Origin of the sequence: Acuticoccus sediminis (assembly GCF_003258595.1) — a bacterium.
Classification (GTDB): Bacteria; Pseudomonadota; Alphaproteobacteria; order Rhizobiales; family Amorphaceae; genus Acuticoccus; species Acuticoccus sediminis.
Genome location: NZ_QHHQ01000019.1, coordinates 1 through 23,064, shown reverse-complemented (window position 1 = coordinate 23,064; position 23,064 = coordinate 1). Strand labels below are relative to the sequence as shown.

The following is a 23,064-nucleotide window of genomic DNA, read 5'->3' as shown; positions in this document are numbered from 1 at the left end:
TCGATCTACTTTAAACCGGTCTGATATTGCGATTGAAGGGCGTGCACCCACAGTCGGAATTGGTTCAGGAAAGGCATACCCTAAATGTATCAACTGTTTCGATCCACGCCCCGCGCGAGGGGCGACCCACACCAAGGCCCTGTTCGCTAGGTCGGAGTATGTTTCGATCCACGCCCCCTACGCGAGGGGCGACCCCCGTATCCTTAGCCCTTCCATGTCTGAGGGCAATTTCGGCCGAAAATGCGAACGTCCCGTTGATACGTGGGGCTCGATCGTTTTTCGCGACGTCGTCAGACGCTGACATATTCCGTCATCACAGAAATCATGGCGGCGCGAACCCTCCAAGTATCATCGGCGCGCTTAGGGTTCGCAAGCCGAAGTCCCTTCAGACAATGAGGGGACCCTTGAGGTCCAGAACCGGCTGCGCATCGAAATGTTCAACGCGGCGCTGCCAGTCTGCGCCGAGGTAATAGTAGTGCAGGCTATCGACGGAGTGTGTGATTTGCCGACATCGTTTCAATTGTCACCGCCGCGCTGGCCAGTAGTCGCGCGGCAGGATGGGTTCGGCGTTCGGGGTCATACGACGCAGCGATCTCCTCGCCGGTGGGAGCGCTGCCGACAAGGCTGCAGAGGCGATCGATGGGATCGATGCCGCCGAGGCTGTCGTGCGTCGAGCTCCGGGTCTTTGAGATCGACCGTCGGCCAGAACTCCTCGAGCGCGGTCCGTTGCACCCGTTCGACTTTGCCGTTGAGATGCGGTGACCGCGGGCGGATCGGGCGGAACCTGATGCTCCACGAGCGAAGCCGTTCCTGAACCGCGTCGGCGAAAAGCTCCTGGCCATGATCGGTCTGGATGCGCTGGATCGAGACCGGCATCTCTTCGACGAGCTGGTCGAGAAACGTGAGCGTCGACTTCGCTGACCGGTTTCTGAAAAGGCCGATCACCTGGTAGCGCGAGCAGTCGTCGATCGCGGTGTACTGGTAGAGGCGGGGGCCGATCTTGCAGACATCCATCTGCACCCGGTCGCCGGGAAGAGGGCGCGAGTAGCGCTTGCGGCCCTTGCGGACGAGCCGCTGCCGCTTCAGGCGGTTCAGATCGAACCGGTAGAGCACCTTGTGGATCGTGTCGATGGCGAGACGCAGTCCGTCAAGGCGTATCAGCTCGTTGCGCAGCCGTTGGACGCCGAGCCTGCGTTTCCGTCGCAGGTCGAGAATGCGCTGCTCCTGCGCGTCGAACACCTTCCGCCCCGGAAAATGTTGATCGGCCCTTTAATTGCGACTGCCTGTCAACGTTTTCTTTCTGTCGCTGCCGGGGTCAGGGTCCTTTCCGAGGTCTGCGCCTCATGATGGTTTTCGGGGGTGGGCGCCTTGATGTGTGGAACGACGTCAGGCGAGCTGCGTCAGCCGATTCAACGAGGTCGCCAGCACCACCGTCCCGGCAGGGACATCCGCGCCGCCTTGGGGGCCGAAGCGACGACTGTTGGTGTGCTGGGTTTAGGCTCGGAGGTGCATAGCCGTCTCTTCGCCCCATTCGAACTCGGTTCCGTCGGTCCAGATGCAATGCAGAATGACAGCAAGTTTGCGGGCCACCGCAGTATGCGCCTTCTTGAGACCTACGCGCCGCGCCAGCTGCACGCCCCATACCTTGAGCCGCGACCAGCGTTTCGTGCGGTGCAGGAGAACGACGGCAGCCTCGTAGAGGTAGCTTCGCAGGGCACGGTCACCCCATTTCGACACCCGACCTTTGACGTCCATCGTCCCCGACTGACGCCGGCGAGGCGTGAGCCCGAGATAGGCGCCGACGGTCTGCGCAGAAGCAAAGCGGGTCGGATCATCGATGGTATGGCGGTACGCGAGGGCCGTCACCGCTCCGATGCCTGGCACCGTCATCAGACGCCGCACCGTTTCGTCTGCGCGAGCAAGATCCTGTGCCTTTTTGTCGAGCCTCGCCTGCTCCGCCAGCACGCGTTCGTAGACCGCCAGCAGGGGCTCGACGACCTCGAGCAAACCAGACCGATCAGCGAGGCAGTCTCGGACACGGCTCACGAATGCGCGTCCGACCGCCCGGGGAAGGCGCAGCCCGATCTCGCCCAGCATCGAGCGGATCTGGTTGTGAAGGTCCTTGCGGATCGTGACCAGTCGCGAGCGTGCCACAAGGAGCGTGCGAGCCGCCTGACTTTCCGGGCTCTTGATCCTGACCTCGCGGTACCAGCCGACGCGGATCAACTCGGCGATGCCGCGAGCATCGTTTCCGTCGCTCTTGTTCATCCTGGTCGAGAGCACCGCATGGGCATGTCGCGCATCGATGCAAATGACCGGAAGTCCGCGCTGATTGAGCTCGCGCCACAGCCAGCTGGACATCATTCCCGTTTCCAAGCCAATCCGCGACGCCGCCGGTGCGCGCTCGCCAATGATCTCAGCCAAGGCATCGGGGTCGGTCGTTGCACGGCCCTCGAACACGACGGTCCCCTCGCCGTCGACAATGCATACGGCCGTCTCCTTTTGCGACACGTCCAAGCCGACATATTGGGTCATGGCCATTCTCCTGCTGGCTGCCAATCCGAAGGTCCAACCGTATTGGAACCCCGGCGACGGCGAGACAGCCACCCGCAATTACTTCATGTGTGGAATAAGGGGCGTGACTTCGGTAACGGAGCCGTCTTCGTCAAGCGCTTTTGGGCAAACGCCATCGTCCGCCAGAGCGGCGTTTCCGAGTATCAGGTTCGCTGTGCCGCCCTTGCTGCGACCTCTCATCGAGTTTCCCGGGGTGCATGCTTCGGTCCGTGGTCAGCGCAGTGGCTGCCAACATGATGCTGGTTCGATGCAATTCCGGTGTGCCCATCTCACTTGCGTGCTCGCCCGCAGGGGCGGCAACAGTCAGACCCGCGGCATAACCGGAACCACGTCCCTCACCGCCCCGATCCCCGGCATGGTCATCAGCAGGCGGCAAACCGCGTCGTCCTTCGCGAGCTGGCGCACCTGCCTTTCGAGCCCTGCGAACTCCTTGCGGAGACTGGCTCGGGCGCGCAGCATTGGACCCGCCGCGGCCTCCAACATCGCATTGCCATCAGCTAGCTCTCGGATGCGGGCCTCGAACCGGCCCTTGGAGATTGTTCCGAGTTTTAGCCCAAAGTTCCGAAGCAGGCCGTGGAGCGACAGCTCCAGCGCGATCATGCCCTGCTGGACCGCCTTTCGCGCTGACAGCAGGGCTCGGACTTCCTGCGCCGAGATCGACTTGCAGTGAACGGGCCGGAACCAGCCCAGATGAAGCAGCCGGGCGATGCCCTCGGCATCGCGCCGGTCGGTCTTGATCGGCATCGCCTTCAGCGCGCCCTTCACCTGCCGCGTCTCCATGAGGACCGCGTCGAAGCCTTCCCCTACCAGACCGCGGTGCAGCCACTGGGACAGCGGACCCGCTTCGAGGCCGATCGCGGCGATGTCCCCCGGCTGCTCTCTCGCGAACTGCGCCAGCGCCTCCGGTTCGCTGGCGATCTCCACTTCCCTGATGATCACTCCATGCTCGTCGAGCACGCAGGCTGCCGTCTTCGCGAGTGAGACATCGAGGCCAATGAGCAGCTTCATCCCGTAATTCTCCTGCTGGATCGGATACGGGAGCGTCGCCAGCAGCTCTCGCGGTGGGCAAGCGCAACATGCGGGCAGCGCGGGACGCAGACCCCGTTACCGCATCTCACTTTCGATGCAGTTTTGGATTCTGAGGGCAGCGTCTTTCCATTGGAGCGCTGTGGATGTCGGTTTCGAAGCGCGAGCGGCAGTTCACGCTCGCCGGGCTGCTGGTTGAACGCGTCACGTTGGACGGCGACGGAGTTTTGGTGTCTGCCCGGTCGACGTCAGCATCGGCGTCGTGCCCATGCTGCGGCCGGGGCGCTCGTCGTGTCCACAGCCGATACCAGCGCCGGCTGGCTGATCTGCCCGCCCACGGCTGCCGGGTCGAGATGGTGGTGACCATCCGACGCTTTTGTTGCGTCAACGCCGCTTGCAAACGCCGCATCTTTGCAGAGCGGCTGGACCCCGGTGCTGCGGCGGCACGAAGCAGGCGAACCGAACGTCTCGACGGCATCGTTCACCACCTGGGCTTTGCGCTTGGTGGGCGGCCCGCGCAGGCTGTCGCGCGGCGACTTCTCTTGCCGGTGAGCAAGGACACGCTTCTCCGCACCGTCAGACGGCGCGCGCCGGCCGCCCCTGCGCCCCTGGCGATAGGGATCGACGACTGGGCGTGGCGCAAGGGGCACCGCTACGGCACGTTGATCTGCGATTTGGAGCGACGCTCGATCATCGATCTGCTCCCGGACCGCGAGCCGGCGACAGTGGCTGCGTGGCTCGCGGAGAGGCCGAGCATCGAGATCATCGCCCGTGATCGCGGAGGCGGCTATGGAGCTGGCGCTGCCAAGGGTCGACCGGAAGCGGTGCAAGTCGCTGATCGCTGGCATCTTTTTGAGAACGCAAGCGCAGCGTTCCTGCTGGTGGTCAAGCGGTGCATGCGAGAAGTCCGCCGAGCGCTTGCTCAAGGTCCCGTCGATCCCGCGACTTTGACCGCCGCCGAGCGGCTCCAGCATGAGGGTTGGCAGCGGCGCGCCGACGCCGATGCGGTTGTCCTGATGCCCCACGAGCAGGGCGTCGCCATCAAGGAGATCGCACGCCGGACAGGCAGGTCGCGCAAACTCGTGCGCGACGTCGTCCGCGGCGGCCGCGCCGAACCATTCCGCCCCCGCGCCAGTTCGCTCGAGCCATGGCTCGATCGCCTCAACGCCGAATGGAACGGCGGCTGTCGCAACGGAGCCGAACTCTGGCGCCGTCTCCGCGCGGTCGGCTTTCCAGGAGCGTTGCGCGTCGTCACCGAATGGGTGACCCGGCGACGCCGAGACGAAGCCGGCAGCGTCCCCCTGCGCTGCCCGGGGAGCCGGACGCTGGCACGGTTGCTGACGCTCGCCCGGGACAAGCTGACCCGTGCCGAGGCGATCATCGTCGCGACCGTTACGCGGGAGGCCCCGGAGATCATCGCCGCCCGAGAGACCGTCGACGCATTCCACCGGCTCATCCGAAGCCGCGACGCCAATGGTCTCGAACCATGGATCAGGGCGGCATTCGTATCTCCGATCGCCAGCTTTGCACGTGGCATCGCCGCGGATCGCGCTGCTGTTGCTGCCGCCATCGCGCTTGTGTGGTCCAACGGTCAGACGGAAGGAAACATCTGCAAGCTGAAGACCCTCAAGCGCCAGATGGGCGGTCGCGCCAACCTCGATCTTCTCCGGGCCCGGCTGATGCCCGCCGCGTGAGGCCTGCACCACAAATGCGCCAGAACCCCGATTGAACGCCGTTTGACATCCTCCTTCGCCGATGTCGACCAGCGCCGCCTCGGCATCGCAGGGCTCGCATCGAGCCGGGTGACCTCCCCCTCGATCAACTGGAAGCTTCTATGTCCAGACATGGGTCCAGACTCAATACCTACTGCTTGCTCACATCGTCCTCGGATCATCCCCGATCCGGCCACGCGCCGCTACATGGGGTCTGGTGGGCGCTTACGCTGATGCCGAAGGTGGCGAGTTCGCCTGGACGACGTGCTGCAGTGCCGAAGTGGGATCAGCTCGGGGCAACGCTCATCTTCGGTCCCCGCACTGGACGATTCACGCCTCGATGATCTCGATGCCTTCTGGCAAACCTTCGCGGTCGATCCTGACGGCGTAGTCGGCGAACGCGCGGGCCGGTGCGAGATTGCCGAGACGATCATCGATCTCGCGAAATTCGCCATCGACGGCACGGCCGATGCGCACCCTGTCGAAAAGGTCGTGCGCCGGAGCACGGCCGAGGGCGTTGTCGTGGCGGAAGACTATGACCTTGCGCGTCGCCATTTCTCCGCGGGCAGCGGAGCGATCGTGCTCGAACATGTCCCTGATTGCCTCCAAGAGGAGATCAAGGTCCTCGTCGCAGAAGCCGGTCTTTTCCGCGAGCTTGGCCGAAACGAAGCAGTGTGCCCGGTAGAGGCCGTAGGGCACGATGTGCTTGCGGCCCATGGTGCGTTTGTCGCCGCGCTTTTCGGCCTCGTCGTCGCCCTCCTTGAACTCGGCCTTCTCCTTTTCGCTGGTCGCCGCCATACGGGTGATGGAGACCTCCAGCGGCAGGATCGGCTCGGCCGAGCGGGCGAAGGCGAACTGAACCGGTCCGCGCACCTGGCCGGCATTGATCCCGGTGGAAAGAACACCGCCGAAGGTGCGGATGTCGTAGAAATTCTCACACATGAAGTCGCGGACAGCCTTCGCCTCTTCGTCGGACTTCGGGGTGAGCTTCGCTGCCTTGGCAACGCTGGCATCGTCCGGACGCACGGCGCGGTAGGCCTCCCGGTGCTTCTCGTTGAGGATGGCGCCTTCGGTGACATAGATGCGATCGCCGGCGGCGTCGTTCTTCGTCATCTCAACGTAGTTACGGATTTTGCGTTTCAGCGAGACGTCGCTGACGAGACCGTGACCGGTCTCTGGATCCATGCGTGGCATGTTGCCGGCGTCCGGGTCGCCGTTGGGATTGCCGTTCGCCACCTCGAACAGAACGACGATATCGTGGCGGTTCGCGATCGGGGTTCCCCTGGTCATTGCGCGTCTCCTTCGGCGATCTCGTCGTCGCTGAGCGCGGCGGTGCCGGCCGGCCGATATGATTTTTCATGATAATAGCCGAGAGCGAACCGGCCCTGATCTTCCAGCTGCAGTGTCTTGGGCAGGTCGGGATCGAGCTTGCTCATGATTTCTTCGATGCGCGGTTCGATCCAACCGCCACGACCGCGCTTGCGTGCATGGGACACGTGGGTGTGCAGACCGCGCATGAGGGCGGAGAAAACGCGGGCGGGTGTCGCCGAGGCCGCGGCATAGTAGCGATCACTGATCGGAGCATTCACGCGACCAAGCGCGGCGTACTGGGCTGCTTCAAGGACGGCGAAAAGTCGGCCGAGCTGGTAGGCGGTGGACGGATTGTCGACGTCGCGGGCCACGGGCGGGCTCCCGAAATGATTGCGGGTGAGAAATGCTTTGACGAGGCCGGCGCGCAACGGTCCGACACGGCGGTCGGTGCGGATGCGCATCAACGTTGTGGCAAGAAGAGACTGCGGGTAACGCCCGCCGGTGAGGATCGAGCGCATGACTTCGCCGGCAAGGTTCGGCGGCACATTCTCGCGCTTGCCCTGAACGGCGAGCTCCAGGAGATAGCGCCATAGCGGTGGCTGACCGTCCTTCGATGGCGGATCGATGCAGATATCAGCGGCGAATTCGGCATAGTTGTGCATGAGAGCGGCGAAATCGTCCTCCAGCCAGAAGCGGATGGAGATGCGCGCCGCGTTCGGTGCGAGGCCGAGGACGTAGAAGCGCACGCCTTCGGCGAGGTCCGGTGCCACCTCGGCGATGGGCTTGCCGCGCTGGATCTCGGCGAGCACGGCACCGACGCGCTGCACATCGATCCGCGTATCCGGGGTACTGCCGAAGGCTTGGGCGAACAGTCCCGTCGCGGTGGCGGCGGTAGCGCCGTCGTCAGCCTCGGCCCAGAACACGGTTGAGGCATCGCCGATCTGGATGCGGTGACCGCTGTCCGTCGCGAGGAAGCGGTTGAGCGCACCGGTATAGGCGAAGGCGGCCTCTTCGGAGACGGGGGCATTGTCGCCCTGCTTGTGTCCGTAGGACTCGAATGCGTCGAGATTGAACGAGACGATAGAGCCGCCCGCCGTCTGACCGCCCCAGACGCCCTTGATCGACGGATGCAGCCGGGCGGGCGGCGCCCGAATGCCCGTGACGAGGCAGATCGCAGCCGTCTCGCCGGGCTCCTCCGTCTGAGCAAGTAGTGCCCTGGCTGCCGGACGGTCGTGAAGCCGCACGTCGTTCTGCCGATCCGTCTCCAGTGCGAAGACGACATTCTCGTCGAGCGCGGTATCAGCCCAGATGGGCTTACTAAACCGCTCCGGCGACCAGGTGCGCAGAAAGGCCAAGAGGGCCTTCAATCCCTCGTCCTCCGTCCCGGCGAGACGCTCTTCATGCAGCGCCACGAAGGCTGCGTGTTCGTCGGCGGTACGCTTGCCGGCACCTGCCGTGACGCCCAGGGCGTAGGCCGTCTTGTCCCACAGGAAGTTCGGCGCGATGCCCGAGGCGCGCTTCACCGGATGGGGGATCAGCATGACGCGCGCTACCCGCTTGCTGCCTTTATGGATCCTGAGGTCGGTGACGTTGGCGACCGTGCCATCCGGATTCAACGATACGAGGGTCGAGACCTTCCCTTCCGCAAATCCGGGTGGTGGCGCGTCCGGCAGCGTCGCCGCCGTGAGCGCCGCCAGGATCGTCATGAGAGGATCTCCGGCGCACCCGGTTGCGGGACGGTCACCACGCCGTTCGCGAGACTGGCGCGAAAGAACATCGACGGCTTTCCGGGCGCGCCGTGGTCGATATCCCATAGCATGAAGCCGAGATCCCGCGGGGTATCAAAGCCGAGGCCCATGGTGTCGTCCGGAATTGGTATCGGGACTCCGTCCGGAAGAAGCGCGAAGCGGGCGTCGAACTCGCGGGTTCCAAGCACCGGCTGAGCGAAGGCCTGTCCGCGAGTGGCCCTTCGGGTGAACATATCCGCGTGCTTGGCGGGATTGTCACCCGGGCCGGCTCTATCCGTCATCTCGAAGTGGGCGGCGATGACGTAGGCGACATCCACCAGAACCGTGGAGGCTCGCTGCTGACGCGTCTTCTCGTCGATCCGCAATCCCAGTCCGTCGACGTCACCGCGGCGCATGGCGCTCTTGGTGCTCGAGAACGAAGCTTTGGCGCCGACCTCGTTTCGGCGAATGGACTGGAAGCGGATCGGCTTCAGAACATGAATGGCGTCGATCACCCAGCGGATAGCCGGCTTCCAGTGGATCGCCTCCAGGATGCCGCGGGCGGCGGACGGGGTCATCACATCGTAGGAGACGCGCTCGACCTTCATCTCGGGGCGGGTAAAGCAGGCAAATGGCCCGCTGACGTGGAGGCGAATACCTTGGGTCATAAGCTCCAACAATCTTTAGTCTCGATTCGAGACCTGAAACTGCCAAAATATTGTAAAGAGTGGTTCACATCAGGACATCCTCTGATGCGAGGTAATCCGCAGCATCCTCCCAGATTAGACCCACACCCTCGGCGTACAGCGAAGCTGACCCGCCTGGATTCTTCGGACCACGCTTAGCTTGAGAACACTGCCCCTGTGTCTGCCTCGTTGAGCCCCGTGCGGGGCGGTTGGCGAGTGCGACTGCCACCAGCATGCGCGGTTTGCGGACCATCATGCGGGCGAGCCAAGAGCCCTCGGGCGCTGCCGACGCGGACCCCTTGAACTACAACAACGTCTATATCGATCGCGTCATCGAGCACAACGCCTCGATCCTCCTCCAGGTCGTAGAGGAGCTGGGTGACGCCGCGTCGTGCCGTCGCGCACCTCATAGTCGAGAAGCGAGTCTGCTATAGCGCCTTTCTCTCGTTCGCTGGGCCGGAGCGCCACCGGCGGGCGCGGGGCGCTCTTGAGCCCCAGCTCCCGGTGACCGCGGTCTCGCCCACGTCATCCCGGGCGAGGTCGGACGCCTGGGCCCGCCGGCTCTGGACGACCATCCAGTACGAGGCGCCGACCATGAACATGAAGAGGGCGTAGAGCTCGGTCCAGAAGTGCACCGTGGCGCCAGCGAAGACCATGCCAACCATGCTGATCGACCAGCCGATCCGGTAGCGTTCCTGCTCCGGCTGCAGCCGCGCCCGGGCGAGGCGCACGAAGATCACGGTGAGAGCGAGGACGAAGAGGATGAACGCCGGCACGCCGTACCGCATGGCGATGACGAGCCAGAAGTTATCGACGGAGGAGCTCATCCACGGCGGCCGCTCCCACTCGTTGAGGCCAATCCCGAAGATCGGGTATTTTTGAACCGAGGCCATGCCGAACTCGAAGATATAGATGCGGTTGTAAGCGCTCTCCATGCGTAGCGTCATGTACGTCACGATCACGTGGAACGGTGTCCGGTTCGTCATCGAATCGATGATGAAGTACAGCGCCAGCACCAGGCCGGAGAGAATGCGCCACCGGTACTTCAGCCCGCGCGTCAGGACGTCGTATATCTTTAGCTGCGTCTGCACCATGAAGAGTAGGAGCGGCCCGGACGAGAGCGAGCAAAAGATCGCGACGCCCATAACAGCGTAGCGCCACAGAGCGGCAAACCTGGTCTTCTGCATCGAGACGAGCATGCCGACGAGCGTCGCACAGAACAGGCCGTAGTGAATGGGATGCACGAACGGACCGTAGGCACGCTCGAGGCCGAGCCTGGCCGGGCGGCCCTCGAATGCGGTGAACCGGCCGAAGAGCTGCCCCGTGATCTCCCGCAGGATGTGATGGCCCGTCAGCGTTTCGATCAGCGCGAAGGGGAGGATCGCAAGGACAATGATGAAGTATAATTTAACAAATGCTTCGAACTGCTGGGCGTTCTGAATATAGGTACGCGCAATCAGGTAGGGCACGACCGTTTCCACAGTCGTCAGGCCGATGAACTGCCACCAGCTGCCCCCGTGGTTGACCAGCAGCGCGACAGCAGCCCACAGTGCGAACCCGAAGACTAGGAAGTCCGCGAGGTTGAGCCCGCCCTGGCGCCCGCGCAGGAGCGAGAAGAGGCAGGGGAAGGCCATCACGACGAGGAGGATCCGGTAGACCGGCAGGCGGATCGGGCCGAGCTCGACCCACACCTCCGGCGGGATCGTCAGCGACAGCATGAACAGAACAATAACGATGTGGTTGCCGGGCCGGGACGCAGCTTGCGCATCCTGGTGCTCGGGCCTCGCCTGAGCCGTGATCGTAGTCGACATACTCGCCCGTCTTTCGTTCGGTCGATGTCCAAGAGCCGCATCTTGCCACAACCAGAGCAAAAATAGGGCCCGCGAGGATCCTTCGCGCTGCTGCAAGTGGCCGTCGCCTCCGACGTTGCAATTCCCAGCAGATGGACGCCTGCCGTGCTGCGGCGGGTGCCAAACACCGGAGCGGAATCCCATCAATCGTATCCGCATGCGCTGAAGTAGTTGGCGCACTCGGCGGGGTTGAAGGCGTTGACGATGCGGCCGATGGCAGCCCCGAGGCCCTCGACGGCGCGCTCCGCGGCCTTGCGCAAGAGCGCCTTGAGCTTGGCGAGACCTTCTCGATGGGTTGAAGTCGGGACTCTAGCGGTGCTGGAGGAGCTGGCGGCATGGCAGGCCCATCCGCTCGAGGCGGTCTATCCCCTGATCTTCTTCGACGCCCTGCGGGTGAAGATCCGCCACGAGGGCACGGTCCGCAACAAGGCCGTACATATCGCCCTCGGGGTCCGGGTCGACGGCACGAAGGAGGTTCTCGGGCTCTGGCTGGAGCAGAACGAGGGTGCGAAATTCTGGCTCCGGGTCATGAACGAGCTCAGACACCGCGGAACCGAAGATGTGCTGCTCGCGGTCGTCGGCGGCCTGAAGGGTTTCCCCGAAGCGATCGCCGCGGTCTTTCCAGACGCCATGGTCCAGACCTGCATTGTTCACCTGCTGCACCACAGCCTTGACTGTGTGTCCTACAAGGCGCTCGACGCCGAGGCCGGCGCGGCCGCACTCGATGCCTACGAGGCCGGGGAATGGGTCGGGCCGGCTGCACCGAGGCCGACGACGTGGAAGACGTTCTTGCTGAGATCGACACCGTACACGACGGCGCCACGGGTATGTTCCGGCTCATGCGTTCCTCCACTTCAAGGCGCCTCACGATGAGGTTGGACGGCCGGGCAGGCCACCCCACTACTGATTTTTCTGGAACACGGACGGATAGGGTGTTGACGCAAATGGCGATCCGCATGAGACTTAGCTGTCGTCTGTAAAACTTGATTTTTTACATTGAAACTAACCTGTGATGATGTCTGACTGATACGTAACCGGAAGTTCGACTTTAAAATGTGCCTATACTTGCAATCCAATTACCTGCTTATGGCTCAGGGAGCCGTGATGAACTCCTCCGCGCCATCCGACCGCTGCAACGATGATGTGCTCGGTTACCGAACCGGAATTTACACCGAGCAGAGCGCTCTCTGTCGTTCCCGAATTTGCGTCACGAGAGGTTACACGTGAACGATACGATGAATGTCATTATTTCCAAGCGTCTGGTTGTCATCAACTCAGTCAGTTCTTTGGCTAGCAAAGCTCTGAATGTCACCATCATCGTTTGGATGTATCAATACCTTCTTAAGCGCATTTCACCACAAGAATTCGCGGTACTTCCTGTGGTAATGGCGGTAATAGTCTTTGCTCCGTTGTTTTTTCTATTTTTGACTGGGGGTATCAGCCGATACGTGGTAGAAGCCTACGCGAAGGGCGATTTCGACGGAATTACTCGCATCATCAGCTCCATTTTCTTCCCAGTTGCTGCTATGGTGTGCGCATTTCTGGTGATCGGCGTGGCGGTCTCCATGAACGTCGATCACATACTGACGATTGCGCCGGCAATGGTCAGCGATGCGCAGATCATGATGGGGCTCCTCGTCGCGAGTTTTTGTGTACAGATGCTGGGTGTGCCGTTCACAGCTAGTTTTCACGTCCGTCAACGTTTCGTGGAGCTGAACTTGCTGGGAGTTGCGCGCGATCTTTTTCGTATCGCGATGCTCTTCGTCCTCCTGCTTGAGATTGGACCGCAAGTCATTTGGGTCGTCGTGGCGAATGTCACTGCGGATATTCTGTACACGATCGTTGTCGCCGCGAGGTCCCGGCGCATGATTCCACAAATGCGGATCCGCCTGTCCGCCTTCGACCGCGCGACGACCCGCACATTGATGGGATTCGGCCTTTGGACGACTCTCGGACGCCTTGGTAGTGTCATGTACACCAACGCTGCGACTCTGATCTTGAACTTCTCGGGCAGCGCCTTGGACGTCACGAATTTTTACGTCGGAGCAACGATCTTTCGGCAGATCAACAATACCGCGAGCCTCGTTGTGCAGCCGCTGCAACCGGTTCTGACCGCGTTCCACGCACTCGAGGAGAAGCGGCGGCTCGCGCGCACCGTCTTCAGACTCGGCCGCTACTCCACTTGGGCTTCGCTTGCGATCGCGACGCCCCTGTCAATTTATTCCGCCCCTTTCATCAAACTTTACGTCGGCGAGCAGTATGCCGCTGCTGCGGCCGTGCTTTCGCTCTTCATGGTCATCTTCGTCTTCGACAAGCCGACCCATCTGCTCGCGATGACGGCAATGGCCACCGAGCAGGTGCAGGCGTTCTTCCTTCCCGCATTTTTGTTTCAGGCCGGTGGTCTCGTGGTGATGCTGCTCTTCGCTACTTTGACTGATCTCGGAGCGCTCGGCATGACGATCGCCGTCGCGATGACCGCCATCAGTTCGCAAATCTTCTATTACTGGCGCCTTTGCATCAGATTGACTGGGGCGAGCGCAAGCACGTTCGTCAAAGAAGTGCTGATCCCAGGCTATTTGCCTGCTGTCGCGGGTGCGCTCGTCTGGTTCACCCTTATTGTGGCGTCGCCGCCCGACACATGGGCGACGCTTGCCCTGCACGTCCTCGTGGGAGAAGCCTTCTATGTCTTCGTCCTCCTGTGTCTTGGTTTTGATCGGAACGAGTGGACAGAGCTGCGGCACGTTCTCGCACGGGTGAAACCCGCTTGAGCGATCTCGAAACACCCGTCGAACCGAGAGGCGAAGCCGTACGCGAACCGACCTCTAGCATCGTAGGACTGGAGGCTGCGGGGACGCAGCCCGTCGGGCAGCTCAACCGGATGACCTTTTGCACGTACGAGGATCGGACGAGCGACGTTATTGCGGTACGGCTCCTCGCTGCGAGCCTTTTTCGGGTCCACCCCGAAGCGACGCTGTTTCTGCTCGGCCCCGGTGCGGCATCCGCCCCTCTCCCGTCGACCGTCCCGGAGGCCCAGATTCGACGGCTCCCGGATCTCGACATCGGGGCGAGAGGCTGGGACGTAAAACCGGCGGCGCTCCTCCACCTTCTGAAGTCTGAAGCGAACGCTGTGACATGGCTCGATTCGGACCTCATCTTCACTGACAGGCTTCCGGCGCATTATGCGAATGCGCCCTATGATGCGTTGATCGTGGCGCAGGAGTACCGCGCCGCGAGGCGTCAGGGTTCGGAGCTGCGAACGACCGCGTGGAGCCTTGAGCCTGGCCACCGGCTGGTGCACACGGTCAACTCAGGAATCGTCGGGGCGACGCGCCATCATATCACGCTTCTTGAGACTTATCGCGACATGCTCGCTGCGCCGGGGTACATCGCCGCTCAGAGGATCCCTTTTTCTGATCGCCCGCTTCACTTGGCAGGCGATCAGGATGTCTTGACGGCACTGCTCGGCTCGAAGCCCTATGAAGGCTTGGACCTCGTGTGGCTGCGCGCGGGGCGGGACATCGCCCAGTGCCAGAAGGCCGACGGTTTTCGTGTGCGCGAACGTCTGAGGGCGCGGCTCGTGCAGCCACCTTCCATCGTACACGCGCAGGGGATGAAACCATGGCGTGACCATTCTCCGCGTCCGCTGCAACTCGACCTGTCGCCATACGCCGCAATCGCAAAACGTCACGAAGTGGACCTCGATCTTGGCAAACCGGATTGGCTCTACCCGCGCCGGCTGGGCTTTCGCGTCTGCCACGGGCTGTTTAGAGGCGATCCGTACCTTCGCGGCATTCCCACTGCCGTCGCGGCAAAGGGCGAGCGTGTCGCTACGAAGATTTTCCAGCGGCTCAGGTGGCGCCGATAAGGACGTTCATGCCTGTCCAAACGACTGGAAGAGAGTGCGCCGCTTGCGTCCGACAAAAACGCGAAAGCGGCGAAACCACCAAACGGACAATGCGGCCGTGAGGGCAATCAGACACGTAGCTCGCGTCAAAACCGACAGGTCCGGGACGACGAAGACGGAGCGGTAGTACTCCAGCGTCATGCGTTGCCGCTCGGAGAGAACGGATTTCGCCTTGGGATCGAACCACGCCATGAGATCGCGTCTGCGTTTGTTCGCGACGCGCGATCCCGCGGCGTGGATGCGTCGCTGGAACAGAACGTCGTCGAGCTGGACAATCCGCTCGATCATCGCCGCCTCCAGGATGAAGACGTAGTCGGACCCGATATAGCGACCGACGAGACGGGTCCGCTCCATCATATCCCGGCGCATCAGCCCGAAGACCGGTGCGGCAAGGCCCATGCGTTGGACGGCGGACAAGACCCGCCATGCCGGCACTGGAGATAGGAGATTCATGTGATTGGGGTCCGGCTGGAGAACGCGCCCCTCCTCGTCGATGACGTCCGACTTCGTGTAGACGATCGACGGCCGGTATCCCTCGCGCTCCAAGCGCTCGAACTCCTCGACACAGCGGCGCAGGAAGGTCGGCGTGATGATGTCGTCGTGAGCCGCCCACTTAAAATAGTGCCCCGTGGATAGGTTAAATGTATTATTATAGTTGAACGCAGCACCTTTGTTTTCTGTAAGGCGAATGTAGCGAATGCGCTTATCCTTTTGTGAATAGCTGAGTGCAATGTCCTGTGTGCCGTCTATGGAGCCGTTGTCCGAGATTATGACTTCGAAGTCTTCGAAGTCTTGGGCAAGGATGGCGTTCAGAGCCTGCGCAAGGTAGTTTTCCCCGTTGTAGACGGGAAGGCCGATACTGACGAGCGGCATCGTGGTCCCCATTTCTTCTTCAGTCGCTGTCGTCGTTTTGCATCGCGTTTGGTGTGCTCGTCATGCATGGCAGATCGTGCGCACCAAGGGTCGCTGGGCCTCAGATGAGGCCATCGAATATGAAAGTTCCGTCGGTTAGAGAAAGGCCATAAACGTTATGCAAAAGGCCAATCAACTCTGGCTCATCGTCGTCGGCATCGCGCCAGATCGCCGTGCCTGGCGCAAGATCGGCAGCGTCCTCGACGAGGAGGTAATCGGTTGCGTTTCCTGCAAGTCGAACGTTATCGGACAGCGGCTTGAAATCCCAGACGAGTCCGTAGTCGTCGAGACCGGCCGTCGAAGACTGCCCGTCGTCGTAGTAGACGACGCTGTTGGCGCCGAGGACGACCATGTCGGCGCCGTCCCCCGTCACGAAGACATCGATCTCGCCGAGCCCTGGGGAGAAGTCCGACACGTCGACCGCCATCAGGACGTCGGCGTCTGTGCCGCCCTGCACGATATCAGAGCCGGGGATCTCGCTCACCGAGACATCATTGAACGTGACGTCGTGATAATGGGCATTAAGATAAATGCCTCCGGTGAGCGGAGCCTCTGTAAGATCGAAGGTTTCGATACCTTCTACCGTCCAGCCCGTCGGTTCATGCGTTCCCTCTTGCCAGATCTTGACCTGATAGGAGCGGTCGTACAACCCAACCTGCTCCACTCGCATGACGATGTTGTAGGTCGCACCTTCTTCGAGAAGGGCTGTTTCGCGGACGAGTGGAGGCGAAAAGTCATTCGCGGCGTGGAGCCTATATTCGCCGACGCCGTTCCCGTCATCGTCCGTGTAAAAGAAAATGGCCCCTGGCTCCCAGCCGGCGCGCGGCTGCCATCCCGATACCGGTGAATCGGTGTGCCCCGTCCACAGCGCACCGACTGCGAAGCCGCCGCCGTCGCGCCCGCGCGGATCGATCGCCGTGAGGTCGTGCGTCGTGACGGAAAGCCTAACCTCATAGTTGTCCCACGAAGCATCGCCGAGCGCGATCACCCTGTCGTAACCGGTGTCGACGGGCCGTACGCCGCCATCTGCGATAGTCCATGTTCCATCGACGATCTGGGCGACGTCCTGGATGTTCGCAACGCTGTCCCAGTCGATGGTGTAGTTCGGGCTCCAGACTGCGCCGTCCTCGTAGTCGATGGTAACGTTCTCGGTGATCAGCGTGCCATCGGCGTATTCAGCGATGATCGTCACCACGTCGTGCGTGGCGCTTCCGTCGAGGTCCTCGTAGTCGATCTCGATGTTGAACTCTCCGGCGCCGTGCAGCCGTCTGGTGTCAGGGCCAATCGACAGGACCTCAACGGGTCCCCCGTTGAGGCTGTAGGAAAGGTTCGCGATGTCGCCCGACACCTCGCCGAGGATGTTTACCCACCTCTGTGCCTCGCCGGGGCTTCCAAAGCGCTGCGTGTCACCGTACCAGACGTTGATCGGATCGAAGAGCGTCACCGTCGCTGTGTCGGTGAGTGTCCCGTCGGACACCGTGTAGGTGAAGCTATCGCCATGGAACGTGCCCTGCGGCGGCGTATAGATCAGCGTGCCGTCGCCGTGGTTGACCAACGTTCCGACGCCAGGCTGAGTGAACCTCACAAGACTGAGCGCGTCCTCGTTCCCGTCAGCGTCGTTCGACAGCAAACCGGCGATCGAGATCACCAGAGGGTCCGATCCGGCGACCGGGATGACGTCGTTGCCCGCCACAGGCGCTGTGTTCACGGGCGATATGATGTCGCCGTCTTCATCCACAATCGGGGCGGTGCTCGACTGGAACCAGTCGATCTTCGAGACGAAGCCGGGCGTGGGGGTCGCATCGAGGCTCGTGCTGCCGGCGAACGGGCCGATTTCGCTCGGAGCAACGTCCGAGACCAGCGACAGCACCTCAGTCCAAGCCGCCCCGTCACCGGACGTTTCGAACACAAAGGTGTTGTCCGTGCGCGTGACCCTGAGGTGCGTTACCTCGCCCGGTGAAATGCGCTTGAACAGAGGCAGCGACCGATCATCGTCCTCAATTACCCCGACGATGAGCACGAGCCCTCGGGGTGTCGTATAAGCAACGTCAAAGCGCAGCCAGTTCTGATCATCCTCGATGAGGAGGAGGCCGTGCTCCTGATTGTCGACCTCCGGTTCGTTCAGCAGCCGGATGGAGACCTGGAAGTCGCCGTCGTCGATCTGCTGCACCACCCTTGGGGTGGTGAGGGTGTTGTAGGCATCGACTGGGACGCCTGCGGGTGACACGATTACGAGATAACCCTCGCCGTCGGCTTCTGCGAGCCCGGCGGTCCCGGCAATCCCCTTAAAGCTCCAGCCTGGGCTTAAGGCACCACCGCTGAAGTCGTCCGAGAACACGTCCACCGGATTAAGGATGAGAAGTGTCGCGGTCGCGGTGTCGGCCCCGCCGTTGCCGTCGCTCACTGTGTAGGTAAACGTGTCCGTCCCCGAAGAGCCGGCAAAGGGCGTATAGATGAAGCTCCCGTCGGCGCTCAGCGTGAGCGTTCCCTTGCTCGGCCCGGTAGCGATGCTCGCGAAGAGGTCGTCCCCGTTGTGATCGACGTCGTTCGCGAGAACACCGTCGATGGTGGCGATGACCAGCGCCTCATCCTGCTGCACCGTATAGGCGTCGTCCGTTGCCACGGGGGGTAACGGGGGTGGGACGTAAGTGCCGTCTTCGTCGGCGATGGGGTCGTTCGCGAACTCGACGTAGTCGACGCGAGCGGTGAAGCCGTCGGCATCGCCGACATTGCCCGCGAAGGGACCGGCAGCGGTGACGGTGATCGCCGCGGTGAAGCGGCCCACCTCGGTCCACGTGTTACCGTCGGTGGCGGTAGAGAAGATCCACAGATCGCCCTGACGTTCGACGCGCAGATAGGGGGCGGGGTCGGACAGCGCGACGTTGATCTTCTTCGCAGGAACGCCATCGCGGATCACGGCGGCGTAGGCGTAAAGGGTGCTGCCGTTGGAAAAGGTGTCGAAGCGCAGGTAGGTGTCGGCGTCCTGTTCCACCAGGATGCCCTGGATCTGAAACGCCTCGGTGGGGGTGGAGAGGAAGCACGCCTCGACGGTAAAGTTGACGTTGGCCATCGCCTGGAGGGCGCGGGCGCTGTTGTTCTCACCCCATACGTCGTGATCGCCATCGGCGGTGACGAGCTCGAGAAAGCCGTCGGCGGCGGCAAAGCCCACGGCAGCGGAGGTCCCCGCCGGCCCCTCGATGCGCCATACCGGATCAAGCGTCCCGGCGGCAAAGTCGTCCGACACCGGAACGGGAGGGGGTGCCGTGAGGACGACGCTGGCGCTGTCCGTCAGCGTCCCGTCGCTCACTGTGTAGGTGAAGCTGTCGCTCTGAAGAGGGCCTGGCCCCGGGGTGTAGGTGAGGGTGCCGTCGGCATTGTCGACGAGGGTGCCATGAGCCGGCGGTGTGAAGCCGACGAGGTTCAGGGCGTCGTCGTTACCGTCGCGGTCGTTGGCGAGGAGGTCGGCGACGAGGATCGTAATCGATTCCTCAGCCAGCAAGTCGTAGGCGTCGTCCGTTGCCACGGGGGGTAACGGGGGTGGGACGTAAGTGCCGTCTTCGTCGGCGATGGGGTCGTTCGCGAACTCGACGTAGTCGACGCGAGCGGTGAAGCCGTCGGCATCGCCGACATTGCCCGCGAAGGGGCCGGCAGCGGTGACGGTGATCGCCGCGGTGAAGCGGCCCACCTCGGTCCACGTGTTACCGTCGGTGGCGGTAGAGAAGATCCACAGATCGCCCTGACGTTCGACGCGCAGATAGGGGGCGGGGTCGGACAGCGCGACGTTGATCTTCTTCGCAGGAACGCCATCGCGGATCACGGCGGCGTAGGCGTAAAGGGTGCTGCCGTTGGAAAAGGTGTCGAAGCGCAGGTAGGTGTCGGCGTCCTGTTCCACCAGAATGCCCTGGATCTGAAACGCCTCGGTGGGGGTGGAGAGGAAGCACGCCTCGACGGTAAAGTTGACGTTGGCCATCGCCTGGAGGGCGCGGGCGCTGTTGTTCTCACCCCATACGTCGTGATCGCCATCGGCGGTGACGAGCTCGAGAAAGCCGTCGGCGGCGGCAAAGCCCACGGCAGCGGAGGTCCCCGCCGGCCCCTCGATGCGCCATACCGGATCAAGCGTCCCGGCGGCAAAGTCGTCCGACACCGGAACGGGATCACCGCTCATTGAGACCTCCCAGTTCTTCCTGGCTTCGTCATATCAATTGGTTGAAGCGTGTTCACGCCGGCCGAGTAGGCGTACTGCGCGCAAAAATACGTAATTGTCGCCCTCAATGAGGGATGCATCTAATTACATTGAGATCAATCCTACCTGCAACAGGGATTTTCCTAACTGAAGCAAATTATATTTTTATCCATATCTAACTATAGATAAAAATATATCCTAAATCTAACCTATGGTTATATCACAGGCAGTTGAAAACTCTGCCCAGAAGAACTGATGATTGTCTCCAATTCTGCAACCGCACGGCCGAGCGTTGACGGCAAATTGTGATCGGCATTCATCGTCACGATGGTTGAGGATCGGCGGATCGGCGCCCAATCGAAAGACGTCAGCCGCTTTCCGTCGGACGCTCTTGGGAAGAACACCCCTGCCGCGCTCAGCAACAGATGGGCCTGGCGGAAGCGCTCGAACACCAGCCGGATCACCTGCTGCAGCCGGATGTCGAGATCGAAGTCGAGCCCAGTCTCGCGATGCCAGAGGTGGCACTTCTACGCACTCACTGTCGCGGCAAGGCGAGCCACGGACGAAACCGCTCTACCGATTCCCGCCGCGCCGACCGGCATACCCTGACCCCGGCAGTGACGGAAAGAAAAACGTTGACAGGCAGTCGCAATTAAAGGGTCGATCCAAATCTGACCCACCCTCGTGTTCAGGCCGGCTCTCTCTTGGGCGCCGTTGCAGCGATGAGGCCGGCCTTGCGTTTGTCCTTCAGGCGGTAGCTTTCACCCTGGATCGAGACGACCGTGGCGTGGTGCAGGATGCGGTCGAGCATTGCCGCGGTGAGCACCGTCTCGCTGGCGAAGGCCTGGTCCCAGGAGCCGAAGGTGAGGTTCGAGGTCAGGATCATTGAGCCGCGCTCATAGCGCTTGGCCACGACCTGCAAGAACAGGTTGGCCTGCTCGCGGCCCAGCCGCAGGTAGCCGATCTCGTCGATGATCAAGAGCTTGTAGACGTTGACCGCGCGGTGCATCGCCTCCTTCAGCTTGCCCTGGCGCTGGGCGGCCTCAAGCAGGGGTCGTTTGCGGAGGGGGCGATCTGCCACGTTAAGGCCGGTTTGGCGCGCCTGATCGCTTTGCGCGAGCGAGGGCGCGCTGTCCGTTTTCGCGGAGCTCTCCGGTCGGGCCGACATATCGGTAGAGGGTGGTCGGCTTGATGCCGAGGGCTTCCCCGCATGCGCGGGAGTCAACCCGCCTGACATGCTCTAAAAACCGTCAATTTTTGGAGGCGCATGGGACGCCCTACGCGCTCCATCGCCCTTCCTGTGTCCCACTCACTTCACAGTCGCTCGCGCAAGCGTTCGATCAGGTTCATCCGCTCGTGCAGCACGGCCACGATGACGACGGCCTGATCCTGCTCGACGAAGAACAGGACGTGGTGCTGGCAGCGATGCGATCGGACCCTCTCGAGCCCCGGCAGGGATCGGGTCTTAACCTCGCCGCTGGCAATCCGCTCGCAGCATCGATGGAGCGCATCCTGGTAGATGTCCGCCTGGGCCTCGCCCCATGTCTCCTGCGTGTAGAGCCAGATGTCGACGAGGTCTTCGTGCGCAGAGGACGTGAAGCGGTAGGGGGTCATTTGAGGCGGTGGCGGCGCCGAGCCTCCCGCTTGATGTCGTCGGCGGTGGCGGTCACCACCTGACCGGCGTCGACCTCGGCCAGGCGCGGAGTCAGCAGCGCCTTGAGGGCCTGCAGCGCCTCGGCGTCGGTCATGGCCGCCGGGTCGGGCATGTCGACCAGGGCGCGGTCCAACACGTAATCCTTGATGCTCTGCCCCTTGAGCGCGGCCATGGCCTTGAGCTGCTGGTGCTCCTGGGGGCTGATGTCGATGGAAAGCCGGGGCATGGTGATCTCCTCTGGCATCTCCAAAATAAGGCGCCGCTTGGCACATTGGCAACATTTGTTGTGAGTGTGAGGAGCGCGCGACGCGCGCCGGGGGCAGACAGCCAGGAGCCGCGTCAGCGGCTCCTGGCTCCCCCAGCAAGGGGACGTGGGCGCGCGCCTTGAACACCGTGGTCCGTGCCATCGGCGACCTGTCCTCACGTTTGCGCCGCTTGTCCTGCGCCCGCAGCATCTCGGATTCTATTTCCGCGCGAAGAACCAGACGATTGCATTGCGGCAGATGTCCCCGGCGAGTGTTGCGGGAGGCATCATGTCGAGGGGATCGAAGAGGGCGGAGGCCTTGGCGAAGCCTGCCGCGCTCATGGCGCGGCTGACGCGGATGCCGTCGGACCGGGAGAGGTATGCGGGCAAGGCTTCGGTCACGGCACCGGCGCGCAGCGCGCTGTCATAGGCGGCGAGCGCCGATCTCAGCGTCATCCGGAGCGCGCGCTTTTCGCCATAGTGAGCAACGGCCTCATCATAGAGGGTGCTCTGTCCGGCTTCCGGGAAGCGCACGAGTGCCTTCAGGACCACCGTGGCGGTCGTTGTGCTGGATGGGCCCTCCGTCCCCTTCTCGGCCTTCGATGTTGTGTCTGCGGGCTCTGGCGCAGGCGCGATCCTGAGCGCGGCCCTTGGCGGACCGGAGGGCGTGTCGGGCGCGGATGCGACGGGATCACCATCGTAGCCGGTCAGCTTCTTCTCGGTTCCGATCCTGTCGCGCAGCTCGTGCCACTTCGGCACCGCCTGTCCTGGCAACTTGATGCCCATTCTCAGGCTGCTCGGCTGCTGGCATTGGCCGCGTCCAGCAGCTCCGCCGTGAACTTGCGCGCTTCGGTCAGGGCCATCCGGATGTGATTGGCCATGACCCTCTTCTCCGGCCGCGTCATCAGGAGGCGATAGTGAAGGTGGAGGTGCCCGAGCGCCTTGATATCGGCGTAGGCGCGGCGGGTCGGGAGTGTCGTCTCGAAGATTGGCATCGTGGAGAGAGTGTCGAGGTTTTCCTGCTCCATGCGGGACAGGGCTGTGGTCGGAATGCGGTTGATCAGGAGACCATAGGCCCCGTCCATCCCGGCGGCCTGGTGGACCTCGATGACGTACTGGAGCGTCTGGAGCGCTTCATCGAGCTCCATCACCGAGAGGTTGGTAACCGGTATGAGGTGAGCGGGGCCTCGATCCCGGCCGCCGGACTTCGCTGGCGGCGTATGCTGCGAGCATCCGGGACAGAGGCTCCGGGAGCACGAAGGTGCGGGCAGGCCGATGTAT

18 protein-coding genes and 2 pseudogenes are annotated in these 23,064 nt (G+C 62.7%); 4 read left to right on the top strand and 16 right to left on the bottom strand.

From position 1 onward, the window contains the following. Window positions 1-576 precede the first annotated feature (576 nt). From DLJ53_RS33850 to DLJ53_RS33840, 3 genes are all read right to left on the bottom strand, one after another. Complete coding sequence (locus DLJ53_RS33850; RefSeq protein WP_111352725.1) at window positions 577-1,239, bottom strand: DDE-type integrase/transposase/recombinase; 663 nt, start codon at window positions 1,237-1,239, stop codon at window positions 577-579. A gap of 255 nt (window positions 1,240-1,494) precedes the next feature. Next, entirely contained in the window at window positions 1,495-2,535 is a 1,041-nt protein-coding gene (locus tag DLJ53_RS33845) for an IS110 family RNA-guided transposase (RefSeq protein ID WP_111352724.1), read from the bottom strand. Between the two features lie 342 nt (window positions 2,536-2,877). Further along, window positions 2,878-3,582, bottom strand: a complete 705-nt coding sequence (locus tag DLJ53_RS33840; protein ID WP_244935232.1) for an IS110 family transposase — start codon at window positions 3,580-3,582, stop codon at window positions 2,878-2,880. Window positions 3,583-3,746: 164 nt separating this feature from the next. Between DLJ53_RS33840 and DLJ53_RS33835 the strand changes: the two genes are divergently transcribed. Continuing rightward, window positions 3,747-5,294 carry an ISL3 family transposase gene (locus tag DLJ53_RS33835; protein ID WP_111352723.1) on the top strand — a complete coding sequence of 516 codons (1,548 nt, stop codon included), beginning with the start codon at window positions 3,747-3,749 and terminating at the stop codon, window positions 5,292-5,294. A gap of 348 nt (window positions 5,295-5,642) precedes the next feature. On the opposite strand, the gene cas7c is transcribed toward DLJ53_RS33835, so the two are convergent. From cas7c to DLJ53_RS35825, 5 genes and pseudogenes are all read right to left on the bottom strand, one after another. Beyond that, complete coding sequence (gene cas7c / locus DLJ53_RS33830) at window positions 5,643-6,602, bottom strand: type I-C CRISPR-associated protein Cas7/Csd2 (RefSeq protein WP_111352722.1); 960 nt, start codon at window positions 6,600-6,602, stop codon at window positions 5,643-5,645. Next, window positions 6,599-8,329, bottom strand: a complete 1,731-nt coding sequence (gene cas8c / locus DLJ53_RS33825) for a type I-C CRISPR-associated protein Cas8c/Csd1 (protein ID WP_111352721.1) — start codon at window positions 8,327-8,329, stop codon at window positions 6,599-6,601. Before cas8c ends, cas7c begins: the two co-directional genes overlap by 4 nt. After that, the gene (gene cas5c / locus DLJ53_RS33820) at window positions 8,326-9,030 is read right to left on the bottom strand and encodes a type I-C CRISPR-associated protein Cas5c (protein ID WP_280525541.1); all 705 of its coding nucleotides are present in this window, start codon (window positions 9,028-9,030) and stop codon (window positions 8,326-8,328) included. Before cas5c ends, cas8c begins: the two co-directional genes overlap by 4 nt. Window positions 9,031-9,464: 434 nt before the next feature. Beyond that, window positions 9,465-10,847, bottom strand: a complete 1,383-nt coding sequence (locus DLJ53_RS33810) for an O-antigen ligase family protein (RefSeq protein ID WP_162409825.1) — start codon at window positions 10,845-10,847, stop codon at window positions 9,465-9,467. A gap of 182 nt (window positions 10,848-11,029) precedes the next feature. Continuing rightward, window positions 11,030-11,195: pseudogene (locus DLJ53_RS35825) on the bottom strand (IS630 family transposase); the annotation flags it as partial. Here DLJ53_RS35825 and DLJ53_RS33800 point away from each other — a divergent pair. The 3 genes and pseudogenes from DLJ53_RS33800 to DLJ53_RS33785 form a co-directional block, all read left to right on the top strand. After that, window positions 11,193-11,633, top strand: a pseudogene (locus DLJ53_RS33800) (IS256 family transposase); the annotation flags it as partial. The pseudogenes DLJ53_RS35825 and DLJ53_RS33800 overlap by 3 nt on opposite strands. A 476-nt stretch (window positions 11,634-12,109) precedes the next feature. Further along, window positions 12,110-13,654, top strand: a complete 1,545-nt coding sequence (locus DLJ53_RS33790; RefSeq protein WP_146620189.1) for an MATE family efflux transporter — start codon at window positions 12,110-12,112, stop codon at window positions 13,652-13,654. Next, window positions 13,651-14,751, top strand: coding sequence for a hypothetical protein (locus DLJ53_RS33785; protein WP_146620188.1), 1,101 nt, complete (start codon window positions 13,651-13,653; stop codon window positions 14,749-14,751). The genes DLJ53_RS33790 and DLJ53_RS33785 overlap by 4 nt, the downstream gene beginning before the upstream one ends. A gap of 6 nt (window positions 14,752-14,757) precedes the next feature. On the opposite strand, the gene DLJ53_RS33780 is transcribed toward DLJ53_RS33785, so the two are convergent. The 8 genes from DLJ53_RS33780 to DLJ53_RS33750 form a co-directional block, all read right to left on the bottom strand. Beyond that, a complete protein-coding gene (locus DLJ53_RS33780; RefSeq protein WP_162409823.1) occupies window positions 14,758-15,663 on the bottom strand; it encodes a glycosyltransferase family 2 protein in 906 nt (301 codons plus the stop codon). Window positions 15,664-15,763: 100 nt separating this feature from the next. Continuing rightward, window positions 15,764-19,867, bottom strand: coding sequence for an Ig-like domain-containing protein (locus DLJ53_RS33775; RefSeq protein ID WP_111352714.1), 4,104 nt, complete (start codon window positions 19,865-19,867; stop codon window positions 15,764-15,766). Window positions 19,868-20,100: 233 nt separating this feature from the next. Continuing rightward, window positions 20,101-20,337, bottom strand: a complete 237-nt coding sequence (locus tag DLJ53_RS34995; RefSeq protein WP_146620187.1) for a hypothetical protein — start codon at window positions 20,335-20,337, stop codon at window positions 20,101-20,103. Between the two features lie 236 nt (window positions 20,338-20,573). Then, window positions 20,574-21,053 (bottom strand): ATP-binding protein, encoded by a 480-nt coding sequence (locus DLJ53_RS33770; RefSeq protein ID WP_202913514.1) that lies wholly within the window; start codon window positions 21,051-21,053, stop codon window positions 20,574-20,576. A 146-nt stretch (window positions 21,054-21,199) separates the two neighbouring features. Further along, window positions 21,200-21,499: a type II toxin-antitoxin system RelE/ParE family toxin gene (locus DLJ53_RS33765; protein WP_111352713.1), complete on the bottom strand. Its 300-nt coding sequence runs from the start codon at window positions 21,497-21,499 to the stop codon at window positions 21,200-21,202. Further along, the gene (locus DLJ53_RS33760) at window positions 21,496-21,765 is read right to left on the bottom strand and encodes an antitoxin (protein WP_111352712.1); all 270 of its coding nucleotides are present in this window, start codon (window positions 21,763-21,765) and stop codon (window positions 21,496-21,498) included. Before DLJ53_RS33760 ends, DLJ53_RS33765 begins: the two co-directional genes overlap by 4 nt. Window positions 21,766-22,002: 237 nt before the next feature. Further along, window positions 22,003-22,569, bottom strand: a complete 567-nt coding sequence (locus tag DLJ53_RS33755) for a VirC2 family conjugal transfer protein (protein WP_111352711.1) — start codon at window positions 22,567-22,569, stop codon at window positions 22,003-22,005. A 2-nt stretch (window positions 22,570-22,571) separates the two neighbouring features. Next, complete coding sequence (locus tag DLJ53_RS33750) at window positions 22,572-22,955, bottom strand: P-loop NTPase family protein (protein ID WP_280525542.1); 384 nt, start codon at window positions 22,953-22,955, stop codon at window positions 22,572-22,574. Between the last annotated feature and the right edge of the window lie 109 nt (window positions 22,956-23,064).